This window comes from Micromonospora globbae, from assembly GCF_003610785.1.
Classification (GTDB): domain Bacteria; phylum Actinomycetota; class Actinomycetes; order Mycobacteriales; family Micromonosporaceae; genus Micromonospora; species Micromonospora globbae.
The window spans coordinates 171,150-185,902 of record NZ_RAQQ01000012.1; the positions used below are offsets into that span (position 1 = coordinate 171,150).

At 71.8% G+C, this 14,753-nt stretch carries 12 protein-coding genes; 3 read left to right on the plus strand and 9 right to left on the minus strand.

What is annotated here, in order from left to right; all coding sequences use genetic code 11:
- Window positions 1-171: 171 nt before the first annotated feature.
- Window positions 172-1,836 (minus strand): glycoside hydrolase family 10-like protein, encoded by a 1,665-nt coding sequence (locus tag D7I43_RS18175; RefSeq protein WP_120329714.1) that lies wholly within the window; start codon window positions 1,834-1,836, stop codon window positions 172-174.
- A gap of 346 nt (window positions 1,837-2,182) precedes the next feature.
- Between D7I43_RS18175 and D7I43_RS18180 the strand changes: the two genes are divergently transcribed.
- On the plus strand, window positions 2,183-3,682 hold the full coding sequence (locus tag D7I43_RS18180) for an amino acid permease (RefSeq protein WP_120329715.1): 1,500 nt from the start codon (window positions 2,183-2,185) through the stop codon (window positions 3,680-3,682).
- Window positions 3,683-3,808: 126 nt separating this feature from the next.
- On the opposite strand, the gene D7I43_RS18185 is transcribed toward D7I43_RS18180, so the two are convergent.
- Genes D7I43_RS18185 through arfA form a run of 5 tightly spaced genes read right to left on the minus strand, consistent with a single transcriptional unit; the run spans window position 3,809 to window position 9,597 of the window.
- Window positions 3,809-4,846, minus strand: coding sequence for a glycoside hydrolase family 43 protein (locus D7I43_RS18185; RefSeq protein WP_120329716.1), 1,038 nt, complete (start codon window positions 4,844-4,846; stop codon window positions 3,809-3,811).
- Window positions 4,843-5,733 carry a carbohydrate ABC transporter permease gene (locus tag D7I43_RS18190; RefSeq protein WP_240033021.1) on the minus strand — a complete coding sequence of 297 codons (891 nt, stop codon included), beginning with the start codon at window positions 5,731-5,733 and terminating at the stop codon, window positions 4,843-4,845. Before D7I43_RS18190 ends, D7I43_RS18185 begins: the two co-directional genes overlap by 4 nt.
- A 9-nt stretch (window positions 5,734-5,742) precedes the next feature.
- Window positions 5,743-6,708 (minus strand): carbohydrate ABC transporter permease, encoded by a 966-nt coding sequence (locus D7I43_RS18195; protein WP_120329717.1) that lies wholly within the window; start codon window positions 6,706-6,708, stop codon window positions 5,743-5,745.
- A gap of 6 nt (window positions 6,709-6,714) precedes the next feature.
- Window positions 6,715-8,046 carry an ABC transporter substrate-binding protein gene (locus tag D7I43_RS18200; protein WP_120329718.1) on the minus strand — a complete coding sequence of 444 codons (1,332 nt, stop codon included), beginning with the start codon at window positions 8,044-8,046 and terminating at the stop codon, window positions 6,715-6,717.
- A gap of 39 nt (window positions 8,047-8,085) precedes the next feature.
- Window positions 8,086-9,597, minus strand: a complete 1,512-nt coding sequence (gene arfA, locus D7I43_RS18205) for an arabinosylfuranosidase ArfA (RefSeq protein WP_120329719.1) — start codon at window positions 9,595-9,597, stop codon at window positions 8,086-8,088.
- Between the two features lie 143 nt (window positions 9,598-9,740).
- On the opposite strand from arfA, the gene D7I43_RS18210 reads away from it, so the two are divergent.
- Complete coding sequence (locus tag D7I43_RS18210; RefSeq protein WP_120329720.1) at window positions 9,741-10,748, plus strand: LacI family DNA-binding transcriptional regulator; 1,008 nt, start codon at window positions 9,741-9,743, stop codon at window positions 10,746-10,748.
- A 167-nt stretch (window positions 10,749-10,915) separates the two neighbouring features.
- Here the strand turns inward: D7I43_RS18210 and D7I43_RS18215 are convergent, their stop codons facing one another.
- From D7I43_RS18215 to D7I43_RS18225, 3 genes are all read right to left on the minus strand, one after another.
- Window positions 10,916-11,641: a class I SAM-dependent methyltransferase gene (locus D7I43_RS18215; RefSeq protein WP_120329721.1), complete on the minus strand. Its 726-nt coding sequence runs from the start codon at window positions 11,639-11,641 to the stop codon at window positions 10,916-10,918.
- A gap of 248 nt (window positions 11,642-11,889) precedes the next feature.
- Window positions 11,890-12,201, minus strand: coding sequence for a hypothetical protein (locus D7I43_RS18220; RefSeq protein ID WP_120329722.1), 312 nt, complete (start codon window positions 12,199-12,201; stop codon window positions 11,890-11,892).
- Window positions 12,202-12,239: 38 nt separating this feature from the next.
- Window positions 12,240-13,877 carry an ABC-F family ATP-binding cassette domain-containing protein gene (locus tag D7I43_RS18225; RefSeq protein ID WP_120329723.1) on the minus strand — a complete coding sequence of 546 codons (1,638 nt, stop codon included), beginning with the start codon at window positions 13,875-13,877 and terminating at the stop codon, window positions 12,240-12,242.
- A gap of 63 nt (window positions 13,878-13,940) precedes the next feature.
- On the opposite strand from D7I43_RS18225, the gene D7I43_RS18230 reads away from it, so the two are divergent.
- On the plus strand, window positions 13,941-14,702 hold the full coding sequence (locus D7I43_RS18230) for an ROK family protein (RefSeq protein WP_120329724.1): 762 nt from the start codon (window positions 13,941-13,943) through the stop codon (window positions 14,700-14,702).
- Window positions 14,703-14,753: the final 51 nt, after the last annotated feature.

Sequence of the window (14,753 nt, forward strand, 5' to 3'; positions counted from 1 at the left end):
ACCTCCGCGGGGGTGTGCGGGTGGGTGGTTACCGGCGGGTCACCGGATGCCCATCAGTGTCGATCGATGAATAGGCGTAGATCTTGCGCCTGGCCCGACGATTGGTGACATCCGTCGAAACAGACGAATGCCCCGGGCGCGGGGCGCACCCGGGGCATCCGACCGTTGCGGTCAGCGCAGCACGAAGGCCGGCGGGCTCGCCGGGCTCTCGTTGGCCAGCCGGTCGAGCGCGGTCACGTAGTACGTGTACCGCTTGCCCGGCTCGGCGGTCGTGTCCACCCAGGACTGGACCCGGCCGTCGGTGGCGCGGACGGTGTCGACCAGGTGGGTGGCGTCGGCGAAGTCGCACTTGCCGGCCAGCTTCACGCCGTCGAAGCGGTAGATCGCGTACGAGGTGGCGGTGCCGAGCGGTCCGACACCGTCGGCCGGCTGCTGCCAGCTCAGCCGGACCCCGTCGTCCTCGCGGACGGACCGGGTGACCACGGGCATCAGCAGCGGCTTCGCCGGCAGGTGCGACATGGTCGGGATCAGCGCCGGGCGGGAGTAGTGCTCGGCCGCGTAGATGTCGGTGGCGCCGAGCCGGTTGGCGCGCACCTGCACGGCCGAGAAGTGGATGTTGCCCTGGACCTCCGGGTACGACCGGTTGAGGGTCAGGTGGTCCGACAGCTCACGCGGGTTCATCCAGAACGACCCGTACGCCGGGTCGCCGCTCTTGTAGTCGGCCTGCCCGATGTAGAGCTGCACCCGGGTGCCCCGGACGGTCTCCGCCCACCAGGGCACCAGCCGCGCGTAGTCCGCCGCCGGGTACTGGCCGATGTACCAGTAGAGCTGCGGGACGATGTAGTCGATCCACTCCTCCTTGACCCACTTGCGGGTGTCGGCGGAGATGATGTCGTACGACTGGCTGCCGGTGGTGTCCGAGCCGAGCGGGTCGGCGGACTTGTTCCGCCAGATGCCGAACGGGCTGACGCCGAACTTCACCCAGGGCTTGACAAGCTTGATCTTGGCGTTCATCTCCTGGATCAGCAGGTTGATGTTGTCCCGCCGCCAGTCAGCCTTGTCGGTGAAGCCGCGGTTGTACTGGGCGAAGGTGGCGTCGTCCGGGTACTGGTGGGTGCCGCTCGGGTACGGGTAGAAGTAGTCGTCGAAGTGGACGGCGTCGATGTCGTACCGCTTCACCGCGTCCATCATCGCGGTCTCGACGAACTCGCGGACCTCGGGGATGCCGGGGTTGTAGTAGAGCCGGCTGCCGGCGACGCCGGCCGGCGGGTACGCGAACACCCAGTCCGGGTGCTGTCGGGCCGGGTGGTTCGGGGCCAGCTTCGAGATGTCCGCGCCGGCGCCGCCGGGGGCCGGCATCGAGACGCGGTACGGGTTCATCCAGGCGTGGAACTCCAGGTTCCGCTTGTGCGACTCCTCCACGAGGAACGCCAGCGGGTCCCAGCCCGGGTCCTGCCCGCGGACGCCCGTCAGGTACTCCGACCAGGGCTCGTGCGGGGACGGCCAGAACGCGTCGGCGGTGGGGCGGACCTGGACCACGACGGCGTTGTGGTTCAGCCGCTCGGCCAGGTCGAGCCATTCGAGGTACTCGGCCTTCTGGCGGGCGACCTGATCGGGCGCGGTCTGGGACGCCTTGCTCGGCCAGTCGATGTTGGTGACGGAGGCGATCCACAGCGCCCGGAACTGCCGCTTCGGGGTGGCGGGATCGGTGGTGCAGGCAGCGGTGGCGGTGGTGGCACCCGCCGCGTCGGGCGTGGCGGACGCGGGGGTGGCGGCGACGAGCGCGCCGAGCAGCGCCGCGGCCAGCCCGGCCGCGCCGAGCCGAGTTGCCTTCATGGGTGTGTCCCTTCGTTGGGGCTCCCGTGCAGGGTTCATCGCGGCGCCTTCGGCAAGATTCGCCGCCGGCTATTTGCCGCTGGTAGGAAATTTTCATACCGTACGCGTCCGCGCAAGTGTCTGCGCAGGTTCTGTCCGTCCGTCCGATGCCCGCCCCCGGCCGCCGGCCGTCCCGTTCCGCCCACCGGCCGCCCGATCGTGCCGGATTCACCCGTCCCGGCGGCACGCCCCGTGACCTGCCCCGACAGGCGTGGCGCACGGTGGTTGGCGGTGACGCGCACGGGGTAGCAACGCCGGTCACCGGCCGCCACGGGGGTGGCCGCACGGTGGGAGGGGTGAGAGCGCGGTGTCCGTGCTGCGTACGAAACCGATCAAGGACGTGCTCGCCCAGGGCGAGGCGGACGGTGCCGACGAGCGGCCCCGGCTGAGGAGACGGCTCGGCGCCCTCGACCTCACGGGTTTCGGCATCGGCATCGTGATCGGCACCGGCATCTTCACGCTGACCGGGATCGAGGCCCGCGACAACGCCGGACCCGGTGTGGTGATCTCCTTCGCCATCGGCGGCGTGGTCGCCCTGCTCGCCGCGCTCTGCTACGCCGAACTCGCCTCCAGCGTCCCGACCGCCGGCAGCGCCTACACCTACGCGTACGCCACCATGGGCGAGATCGTCGCCTGGATCATCGGCTGGGACCTGCTGCTGGAGTTCGCGCTCGGCGCGGCGGTGGTCGCCCGGGGCTGGTCGGGCTACCTGGCCGAACTCTTCAACCTCCCGGCCGCCTGGTTCGGTGAGGAGGGCAGCGTCGTCAACCTCGGCGCGATCGCCATCGTGCTGGTCCTCGGCGTGATCGGCATCGTGGGCATCCGGGAGTCCGCCCGGGTGACGAACCTGCTGGTGCTGGTCAAGGTGGCGATCTGCGTGTTCGTGGTGGTCGCCGGGCTCTTCTTCGTCAAGGCCGCCAACCTCACCCCGTTCATCCCGCCGGCCGAGCCGGCCTCCGGGGGCGAGGACGGCATCCGGCAGCCCGTCACCCAGGCCATCTTCGGTCTGGAACCCTCGGTCTTCGGGTTCGTCGGGGTGCTCAGCGCCGCCGCGGTGGTCTTCTTCGCGTACACCGGCTTCGAGGCCGTGGCCAACCTCGGCGAGGAGACCCGCAAGCCGCGGCGCGACCTGCCGTTGGGGCTGCTCGGCACGTTGCTGGTCTCGACCGTGCTCTACATCGGCGTCTCGCTCGTGGTCGTCGGCATGGTGCCGTACACCGAGATCGACCGGGGCGCGCCGATCGCCGCGGCCTTCACGTCGGTCGGCGCCGGGTGGGCCGCGACGCTCGTCTCGATCGCCGCGGTCGCCGGCCTGACCAGCGTGATCCTGGTCGACCTCGTGGCCATGGGCCGGATCGGCTTCGCCATCTCCCGCGACGGGCTGATCCCGCCGTCGATCGCCAAGGTGCATCCGCGCTGGGGCACCCCGTACCGCATCTCCGGGATCATGACGATCGGCGTCGCCCTGCTGGCCGGCCTGCTCCCGCTCTCCGCCCTCGCCGACCTGGTGAGCATCGGCGCGCTGTGCGCGTTCGTGCTCGTGTCGGTCGCCGTGCCGATCCTGCGCCGGACCCGTCCGAACCTGGAGCGGCCCTTCCGGGTGCCGTTCTCGCCGGTGCTGCCGATCGTCTCGGCGCTGGCCTGCCTCTACCTGATGCTCAACCTCTCGGTCGAGACCTGGCTGCGCTTCCTGGCCTGGATGCTGGTCGGCGGGCTGATCTACTTCGGCTACGGCTACCGCCGCAACCGCCTCGCCGTCCGCGAGGCGTCCCGCGCCCCGCAGCCCCGCGAGCCCGTCGGGAGCTGACCCCCGCGTATCCACGAGAGAGAGCGGCTGTCCCGCGCCGGACAGCCGCTCTCTGCGCGCGTGTGGCCGCTCTCTGCGCGCGTGCCGCGCGACGGCCGGGCTTCGCCGCGCGACGCGACGGCCCGGTCAGGGACGCGGCTGGGGCGTGGCCGTCGGACCCTTCACGACGGGCCGGCCGTCGGACCAGACCACCTCGTCGAGCCACGTCTGCCGGCCCGGGTCGACGCTGCCCTCCTGGCCCGGCGGCCAGGCGTGGTAGAGCAGCCACGTCCGGCCGTCCTTCACGACCATCGAGGCGTGCCCCGGGCCGGAGGCGACGTCGTTGGTCCTCAGGATCGGGTTCTCCGGCGCCTTCACGCACGGGCCGGCGGGTGACTCGCAGACCGCGTACCCCTCGGCGTACTCGGCCCTGTCGTACGCGTTCGCGGCGAAGAACAGGTACAGCTTCCCGTCCTGCCGGTGGAGGAACGGCCCCTCGATGAGGGTTCCCTCCCACGGCTCGGTCTGCCTGAGCAGCTTCGTCGGCTCGCCGACCAGGCTCAGCCCGTCCGGCGAGAGACGCTGCGACCAGATCCAGGTGTCCACCCCGATGGCGTTGCCGTCGTTCTTCCACAGCAGCCAGAGCGTGCCGTCGGTGTCCCGGAACGGGCTGGCGTCGATCGCCCCGCCGAGGTCGGCCTGGCAGATCAGCGGCCCGTCCGAGTCGTCCCGGTACGGCCCCTGCGGCGCGGTCGCCACCGCCCGCCCCACGCACTGCCGGCCCGACTCGCGGCCGGCGACCGTGTAGTAGAGCACGAAGCGGTCGGGGGCGAGCTGGATGGCCTCGGGCGCCCACGTCTTTCCGGCGTCCGCCCAGTCCGACAGCTCCGGCAGGGCGTCACCGGCCGGCGTCCAGTCGACGAGGTCCGGTGACGTGTGCACCGGGACGTTCCGGCCGCCCGTGTTCGTGTGGAACAGGTACCAGGTGTCGCCGACCCGGATCGCCTGCGGGTCGGGGGCGTCGGTCCGGATGACCGGGTTGGTGAACATGCTCGGGTCGCTCCCCGTACTCGTCGGTGTGGCTTTCTGCTCGTCCCCGCAGCCGGCGACGAGCGCGGCGGCGGCGAGCAGCGCGGCGGAGAGGACCGCCGCCGCGCCGCGTCGCCGGACGGTACCGGCCGTCATCCCTTCAGGCCGCTGCGGGAGACGCCCTGGATGATGTGCCGCTGGGCGAGCACGAAGAGGATCAGCACCGGCACGCTGGCCAGCACCGCCCCCGCCATGATCACCGGATAGTCGGTCACGTAGGAGCCCTGGAGCAGGCCGAGGCCCGGCGGCAGGGTCAGCTGCTCCGGGCTGAACAGCACGAAGATCGGCCAGAGGAAGTCGTTCCAGTTGGTGAGGAACGACAGCACCGCCAGCGTGGCCAGTGCGGGCTTCGACAGCGGCAGCACCACCCGGTAGAAGATCTGCCACTGGTTCGCCCCGTCCAGCACCGCGGCCTCCTCCAGCTCCCGGGGCAGGGAGAGGAAGAACTGCCGCAGGAAGAACACGCCGAACGCGCTGGCCGCGCCGGGCACCACCACCACGGTGAGGGTGTCGATCCAGTTCAGCGTGTCGACGATCAGGAAGTTCGGGATGATCAGCGAGGTCGGCGGGATGAAGAGCGTCCCGACGATGAGCGCGAAGCTCACCCCACGGCCGCGGAACCGCATCCGGGCCAGGGCGTACGCGGCCATCGACGCGGTCACCAGCACCAGCAGCGAGTGCAGGGTGGCCGCCAGCATGCTGTTGAGGAACCAGCGCAGCACGGGGTTGGCCGAGTTGTCGAGGATCTGCTCGTAGCCGTAACCCGAGATCGGGTCGGGCAGCCAGGTCGGTGGGATCCGCTGGGCGCCGTCGTAGGTCTTCAGCGAGGTGATGACCATCCACACCAGCGGGGTCAGGAAGACCAGGGTGAGGGCCACCAGGATGGCGTAGAGCACGGTGCGCCGCAGCGCCGTGCCCGGGCGGCCGTCGCGCGTGGGAGCGGTCGCCGGGACGTGCGGGGTACGCGTGGGCGTCGTCGTCATGGCGGTCCCTCAGTCTTCCCGGTAGCGGAAGAGGCGGAAGTTGGCGAGGCTCACGACGGCCAGCATCAGCGCGAACACGATGCTCATCGCGGCCGCCCGGCCGGCGTTGTTGTTGCGCAGCCCCTCCTCGACGACGAACCAGACCACCGTGCGGGTCTCCGTGCCCGGAGCGCCCTGGGTGATCAGGAACGACTGGCCGAACACGTTCGCCGAGGCGAGGATCGTCGTGGTGAGGACGAAGAGCAGCACCGGGCGCAGCCCGGGGAGCGTGACGTGGCGGAACCGTTCCCAGGCGCTCGCGCCGTCCACCTTCGCCGCCTCGTACAGCTCCTGCGGAATGTCCTGGAGGCCGGCCAGGTAGATCACGGCGTTGAAGCCGGAGGTCCACCACACCGTCACGCCGACCAGCGAGATCCACGCCCACGGCACGTCCGTCACCCACGGGGTGTCCGAGGGCAGGCCGACCACGCCGAGCAGGCGGTTGACCAGGCCCAGGTTCGCGTCGAGCAGGAAGCGCCAGAGCAGGCCGATGACCGCGACACCCAGGACGTACGGCGCGAAGTAGACCGCGCGGAAGAACGTCCGGCCGGGGAACGAGCGGTTCAGCAGCAGCGCCAGCCCGAGCGGGATCACCACGAGCAGCGGCACCGAGAGGACCGTGAAGATCGCCGTGGCGCGGACGCTCTGCCACCAGTCGCCGTAGACGGCCGAGTCGCTGGAGAACAGCTCCTTGTAGTTGTCCAGGCCGACGAACGGACGGTTCGGCAGCTGGAAGTCCCACTGGTGCAGGCTCAGCCAGATCCCGAGCAGGATCGGCAGCAGGCCGAACACCGTGAACAGGACCAGGTACGGGGCGAGGAAGAGGTACGGGGTCGCCCGACCCGCCCGGCCCGCCGAGGCGCCGCGGCGGGCAGCGCTGGCCGCCGGGGGCGGCGCGTCACCGCGCGCCGCCCCGACCTCGATCACGTCCGCCACGGGGGATCAGCTCCCGTACTTCTTGCGGTTGTCCTCGAGCTGCTTGTTGGCCTTGGCCACCCCGTCGTCGAGCGCCTGCTTGGGCGACTTCTTGCCCAGCGCGGCCTCGTTGAACGCGTTGTAGAAGGTGGTCATGACCTCGCCCAGGCCGGGCGCGGCCGGCGGGAAGGCCGCGTACTCCAGCTCGGGGGCGAGCGCGTTCACCTCGGTGAGCGCCTTGAACTCGGCGCTGTCCCGGACGGTCTTGCGGGCCGGCACCTGGCCGCCCTTGGCCCAGTCGAGCGAGTGCTGGCTGAGCCAGTTGATGAAGACCTTGGACGCGGAGACCTTGTTGGCGTTCTGGGACCGCTGCTTGACGATCGTGAAGTTGTGCGAGTTGGCCCAGGCCGCCTGGGTGCTGCCGATCTGCGGCAGGGGCGCCACGCCCCACTGGATGTCGGCGCTCTTCTTCAGGTCGTTGACCTGCCAGATGCCGTTCCAGTTGAAGGCGTTCTTGCCGCTCTTGAACGCCAGGTAGTCGGCGTCCTGGCCGACGTTGGCCGGCGAGAAGCCCTGCTTGATCATGTCGACGAGCCAGGTGCACGCCTCGACGGCCTGGTCGGAGTTGAACGTGGCCTTGTTGACCTCGGCGTCGAAGAGGCTGCCGCCGAACTGGTAGACCAGCGAGTAGAACGTCATGCCGCCGGTGAACTGGAACGGGCTCACCCAGAAGCCCTGCACACCGGACTTCTTCAGCTCGGTGAGCGCGGCCATGTACTCGTCGCGGGTCGTCGGCGGCTTGTTCGGGTCCAGGCCCGCCTTCTCCATGACCGCCTTGTTGTAGTAGAAGCCCAGCGGGTGCATGTCCAGCGGGATGCCGTACCGCTTGTCGTTGTAGATGCCGCCCTTCCACACCGTGGGCGCGAAGTCGCCCTCGCTCAGCTCCAGGGCGCTGGCCACGTCGTCCAGCTCGGTGATGACGCCGCGGGCGGCGAACGTGGCGAGCTGGTCCATGTGCATGACGGCGATGTCCGGGCCGTTGCCGCTGGAGGCCGCGCCGGGGAGCTTGTTGTAGTAGTCCTCCCACTGGTACGTGGCCACCGACACCGCGATGTTCTGGTGCTCGGAGTTGAACTGGTTCACGAGCGTCTTGAAGATCTCACCGTCGCCGCCGGTGAACCCGTTCCAGAGCTTCAGGTCCACCTTCGGACCGGTGTAGTCCTTACCGCCGTTGCCGGCCGCCGCCGGGCCGGACGAGTCGTCGCCGCCGCCACAGCCGGCCAGCGTCAGCGTGGCCGCGGCGCCGAGCCCGAGGCCGAGGCCGAGGAGCCGACGCCGGCTCATCTCATTGTGGATCATGCGTATCTCTCCTTGGGGGACGGGATGAAGTGTGCCTGGTCAGAGCCGGTTACCGAAGCGGAGCACGTTCCAGGAGACGGCCGGCAGGCGCACCGAGCACCGGCCGCCGTCGAGGGTGGGGGTGTTCATCTCCCGAGGCGTCACCGTGTCCGGTGCGGCCTCGGTGTTCGTCGCCTCCGGGTCGTCTCCGGCGGCGAGGCTCACGTGGGACAGGGCGGACATACCGGGCAGTCCGCGCAGGTCGAGGTCCAGCGGCAGGTCCTCGCCGCCGCGGTTGACGGCGAACACGGTCAGCTCGCCGGTCTCCTCGTCGTGCACGGCCACGGTGTCCAGCACCGGGACGTCCCCGTACTTCTTCGTCTCGTACCGCGGCGACACCGGCTCGGTCCGCAGGACCGTGCCGCGCGCGTACCGGGCGGTCAGCGCGAACGGGTGGAAGATGGTCTGCCGCCAGGCCGGACCGCCGTTGCGCGTCCGGATGGGGGCGATCACGTTCGCGAGCTGCGCCTGGCAGGCCACCCCGACCCGGTCGGCGTGCCGGAGCAGCGTGATCAGCAGGTCGCCGACCACCACCGCGTCGACCGCCGTGAAGTCGTCCTCGATGAGCGCGGGCGCCTCGACCCAGCCGCGCCGGTCCAGGTCCGCCTGGAGGCGGGACTCGTACCAGACGTTCCACTCGTCGAAGGAGATCTTCAGCTTCCGCGTGTGCCGCTGCTTGGCGGCCACGTGGTCGGCGGTGGCGACCACCTCGCTGATGAAGTTGTCCATGTCGACGGCGGAGGCGAGGATGCTGGCCCGGTCGCCGTCGGACGGGTCGTAGTAGGTGTGCGCGGAGATGTAGTCGACGTGCTCGTACGTGTGCTCGAGCACCGTCGCCTCCCAGGAGGCGAACGTCGGCATCCGCCGGTTCGAGCTGCCGCAGGCGACCAGGCTGATCGAGGGGTCGATCATCTTCATGGCGCGGGCGGCCTCGGCGGCGAGCCGGCCGTACTCGTCGGCGGTCTTGTGGCCGACCTGCCACGGGCCGTCCATCTCGTTGCCGAGGCACCAGAGCCGTACGCCGAACGGCTCCTCCGCGCCGTTCTTGCGCCGCAGGTCGGACAGGTGGGTGCCGCCCGGGTGGTTGGCGTACTCCAGCAGGTCCAGCGCCTCCTGGACCCCGCGGGTGCCGAGGTTGACGGCCATCATGGGCTCGACGCCGGCCTCGCCCGCCCAGGTCATGAACTCGTGGAGGCCGAAGGCGTTGGTCTCGATGGTCTTCCAGGCCAGGTCGAGCCGGCGGGGGCGGTCGCCGGCCGGGCCGACGCCGTCCTCCCAGCGGTAGCCGGAGACGAAGTTCCCGCCCGGGTAGCGCACCACGGACACGCCCAGTTCCCGGGTCAGCTCCAGCACGTCGCGCCGGAGCCCGCGGGCGTCGGCATTCGGGTGGCCGGGCTCGTAGATCCCGCCGTAGACGCACCGACCCATGTGCTCGACGAAGGAGCCGAAGAGTCGACGGTCGGCCGGCCCGATCGCGAAAGCGGGGTCGATCGTGAGCTGCGCGGTCCGCACGAATGTCACCTTTCGTCATTTCTGTTACCGGTGACGGGAGTCACCGCCGACCGGTGTCCCTGGTTTGTACAACGTTGTAGTCAACGTTGTAAAGGGTTGGTGAAGAGGTACAGTGCCCCTGGTTACCGCGGGGAGGTTGGGGAGTGCGGCACAGGCTCAAGGACGTTGCTGAACGGGCCGGTGTGTCGGTCAAGACCGTCTCCAACGTGGTCAACGGGTACGCGCACGTCCGGCCGGACACCCGGGCCCGGGTCGAGGAGGCGATCGCCGCCCTCAACTACCGACCCAACCTCTCCGCCCGCAACCTCCGCAAGGGGCGTACGGGGGTGATCGCCCTCGCCGTGCCGGAACTCGACATCCCGTACTTCGCCGAACTGGCCCGGCACGTCGTCACCGCCGCCGCCGAACTCGGCTGGACGGTGCTCATCGACCAGACCGGCGGCGCCCGGGAGCAGGAACGGGTCGTCGCCTCCGGCATCACCGACCACCTCATCGACGGGCTGATCTTCAGCCCGCTGGCGCTCACCGCCGACGACCTGGTCAACCTCGACGGCACGCCGATGGTGCTGCTCGGCGAACGCGTCGACCACGGCCCCGCCGACCACGTCGTCATCGACAACGTGGCCGCCGCCCGCGAGATCACCGCCCACCTCATCGGGCTCGGCCGGCGCCGCGTCGCCGCCATCGGCTCGCAGCGCACCCCCGAGGGCGCCAGCGCCCGCCTTCGGCTGGACGGCTACCGGGCCGCGCTGGAGGAGGCCGGCCTCGGCTACGACGAGGCCCTCGTGGCGCCCGCGCCGGTCTGGCACCGCGCGGACGGCGCGGTCGCCATGCGCCACCTGCTCGACTCGGGCGTACGCCCCGACGCGGTCTTCTGCTTCAACGACACCCTCGCGCTCGGGGCGCTGCGGGCGCTGTACGAGGCGGGCCTGCGGGTGCCCGAGGACGTGGCCGTCGCCGGCTTCGACGGGATCGAGGACGGCCGCTTCTCGGTGCCGACCCTCACGACGATCGCGCCCGACAAGGAGCGCATCGCCCGGCTCGCCGTCGAACTGCTGGCGAACCGGATCGACGGCGACCGTTCGGCACCGGCCCGCGAACTGTCCGCCCCCTACCGACTGGAACCCCGCGAAAGCACCCTGGGCCGCTGACCCGGCCTCCGCCGGCCCGGCCCGCCCCGGCCCGCCCCCTCCCCGTTGATCATGAGGTTAGCGGGCTCTTCGATCTCCAACGACCCCGCCAACCTCATGATCACCGGGCTCGGGGGAGCCGGGGGGCGGTGGGTGGGTCGGGGTCGGTTGGGGTGGGTCGGGGTGGGTCAGTCGAAGAAGCGGGCCAGGTGGCTGGGCGGGGGCGGGTCGGCGTCGGGCGGGACCGGGGTGAGGTCCGCGAAGATCGAGGCGCCGTCGCAGCCGGCGTGCAGCGGGTACCAGCGCGGCGTCCCCGGCGGTCGCTGCAGGCAGACCCCCTTGATCGTCTGTACGTCGAGCAGCCGTACGTGCGTCGGGTCGGCCACCGCGTTCACGTGCCCCCACCAGGGGCTCATCACGTGCAGCACGCCGCCCGGCCGCAGCACGCGGTGGCACTCGTCGAGCAGCGGCAGGAAGTCGATCAGGTGCTCGAGGATGTGCACCGCGAAGAAGACGTCCACGGAGTCGTCGGCCAGCGGCAGCGAGCCGGACAGGTCGGCCACCGCGTCCACCCCCGGGGCCGGGAAGATGTCCAGTCCCAGGTTGCCGGGCCACTGCTTGGTGGCCCCGCAGCCCAGGTCCACCACGACCGGGTCACGGCCGCCGACCCGTACGCGGCACCAGACGCCGAACACCCCGGCCAGCCGGCCGATCCGGTCCCGGACCAGCCGCAGCTCCTCCGGGTCGGCGACCTCGCCGGTCACGTGGCCGACGCCCCGGTCGAAGCGCACCTCGACGGCGAGCCCGCGCAGCCGGTCGTCGTGCGCCTTCTGGTCCGCCCACGCCTCGGCGAGGAAGCCGTCGAGCGCCCGCAGCCGCTCGGCCGACGGCGGGGTCTGTGCCAACGCGACCATCGTCACCTCCGGCCGCCCGTTACCCGCATCCCCGTCCGATATGCCTGGGCCGCGCCTGGGCCGCGCCTGGCCCGCGCCTGGGCCGCGCCTGTGCCGCCATGCGCGGGCCGGGTCGACCGCGGTTGATCATGAAGTTGTCGTCGCGACACGCCGTGCAGGTTGGCAATAACTCCATGATCGACGGGGCGACGGGAGGCGACGGGAGGCGGCCCGGGCGACAGGAGGCGACGCGGGCGACGGGAGGCGCGTCAGCCGGTGATCGTGCGGCGGGGGCGGGTCCGCATGCGTTGGCGGGGTGGGGGAGCCGCGGGCTTCGGTCGCTTGAGGTGGTAGCGGTGCAGCTCGTTGTTGCCCGGCAGGGACGGGTCCTCGCTCATCGCGACCAGTTCCCAGCCCTGGTCACCCGCCCGGTTGAGGTGGGCCAGCGCCGTGTCCCCGTACGCGGTGACGTCGACCATGGAGCCGTCCGGGCCGTACCAGACGAACACGACCTCCCAGCCGAGGTCGTTCGTGGCGGCCTGGCGTCGCCGGACCAGCAGCGCGTACTCCCACTTGAGCATGCGGTCATTCTCACCCGGCGCCGTCGTGCCGGCACGGATCAATCCTCGGCGATCCGCCCCGCGTCCACCCGCAGGCGCCGGTTCGTGGCCACCGCGTCGAGCATCCGCCGGTCGTGGGTCACCAGCAGCAGCGTTCCCGGGTAGCTCGCGAGCGCCGACTCCAGCTGCTCGATGGCCGGCAGGTCCAGGTGGTTCGTCGGCTCGTCGAGCACCAGCAGGTTCACGCCGCGCCCCTGCAACAGGGCCAGCGCCGCGCGCGTCCGCTCGCCGGGGGAGAGGGTGGCGGCCGGCCGCAGCACGTGCCCGGCGCGCAGCCCGAACTTGGCCAGCAGGGTCCGCGCGTCCGCCGGCGACATGTCGGGCACGGCGGCCCGGAACGCGTCGATGAGCGGCGCGTCGCCGAGGAAGAGCCCCCGCGCCTGGTCGACCTCGCCGACGACCACCCCGGGGCCCAGGGTGGCGTGGCCGGCGTCCAGCGGCAGCCGGCCGAGGAGGGCGGCCAGCAGGGTGGACTTGCCGGAACCGTTGGCGCCGGTGACCGCCACCCGGTCGGCCCAGTCGATCTGGAGGTTCACGGGCCCGAGCGTGAAGCCGCCCCGGCGTACGACGGCGTCGCGGAGCGCGGCCACGACGGCGCCGGCGCGGGGCGCGGCCGCGATCTCCATGCGCAGCTCCCACTCCTTGCGGGGCTCCTCGACCACCTCCAGCCGCTCGATGAGCCGTTCGGTCTGCCGGGCCTTCGCCGCCTGCTTCTCGGTGGCCTCCGCCCGGAACTTCCGGCCGATCTTGTCGTTGTCGGTGGCCTTGCGCCGGGCGTTGCGGACGCCCTTCTCCATCCAGGCCCGCTGCGCCCGCGCGCGGGCCTCCAGCGTGGCGCGCGTCTCGGCGTACTCCTCGTAGTCGGCGCGGGCGTGGCGGCGCGCGACCTCGCGCTCCTCCAGGTAGGCCGCGTAGCCGCCGCCGAAGTGGTTGACCTGCTGCTGGGGCAGGTCCAGCTCGAGGACCCGGTTCACCGTCCGGGTCAGGAACTCCCGGTCGTGGCTGACCAGCACCGTGCCCGCCCGCAGCCCGGTGACGAACTCCTCCAACCGCTCCAGCCCGGCCAGGTCCAGGTCGTTGGTGGGCTCGTCGAGCAGGAAGACGTCGTACCGGCTGAGCAGCAGCGAGGCCAGCCCGGCCCGGGCGGCCTGGCCGCCGGACAGCCCGGTCATCTCCTGGTCGAGGTCGACCGCGAGCCCCAGCTCCGCGGCGACCTGCTCGGCCCGCTCGTCCAGGTCGGCGCCGCCGAGGGCGAGCCAGCGCTCCAACGCCTCGGCGTACGCGTCGTCGGCCCCTGCCCGGCCCGCGGTGAGCGCCTCGGTGGCGGCGTCGAGGGCGACCTGCGCGGCGGCGACCCCGGTGCGGCGGGCCAGGAAGGCGCGCACCGTCTCGCCGGGGCGCCGCTCCGGCTCCTGCGGCAGGTGCCCGACGCTCGCCGTGGGCGGGTTGAGCGTGACGCTGCCGGCCTCCACGGGCAGCAGGCCGGCGAGCGTACGCAGCAGCGTCGACTTGCCGGCCCCGTTCGCCCCGACCAGCCCGACCACGTCGCCGGGCGCGACCACCAGGTCCAGCCCGGTGAAGAGCGGACGGTCGCCGTGGCCGGCCGCGAGGTCCTTGACGATCAACGTGGCGCTCATGAGGAGGCGAGCCTATCCGCCCCGACGGTGCATTTCGCGCGGAGGAGGAGGCACACTGCTCGGGTGGTGACCACTCTGGCGATCGACTGCGGGGGCGGCGGCATCAAGGCCTCGGTCCTCGACGCGGCGGGCACGATGCGGACGCGGCCGCTGCGGGTGCCCACGCCGTACCCGTTGCCGACCTCGCTCTTCGTCAAGACCCTGCTGGACCTCGGCGCCCAGCTCCCCGCGGCCGACCGCGTGACGGTGGGGATGCCCGGCATGCTCCGGCACGGCGTGGTGGTGGCCACACCGCACTACGTCACCCGGGCCGGGCCGCGGACGAAGGTCGACCCCGACCTGCTCGCCGAGTGGTCCGGCTGGGACGCGCGGTCCGCGCTCGCGGAGGCGTTCGGGGTGCCGGTGCTCGTTCTCAACGACGCCGAGGTGCACGGGGCGGGCGTCGTGGCCGGCACGGGGCTGGAGCTGGTGCTCACCCTGGGGACCGGGCTGGGCTCGGCCCTCTTCGACGGTGGGGTGCTCGCCCCGCACCTGGAGCTGTCGCACGCGCCGGTGCGCTGGGGGATGACCTACGACACGTACATCGGCGAGCCGGAACGGCGCCGGCTCGGCGACGCGTTCTGGTCGCGGCGGGTCCGCGGGGTCGTCGAGGGGCTCCGGCCGGTGTTCCGCTGGGACCGCCTCTACCTGGGCGGGGGCAACTCCCGGCTCATCCGGCCCGAGCAGCTGGCCCGGATGGGTGACGACGTGGTCGTCGTGCCGAACACGGCCGGCATCCTCGGCGGCGTCCGCGCCTGGGACCTCGCCGCCGCCCGCCCCGCCTGAGCCGACCGCCCGCCCCGCCTGAGCCGACCGCCCGCCCCGCCTGAGCCGACC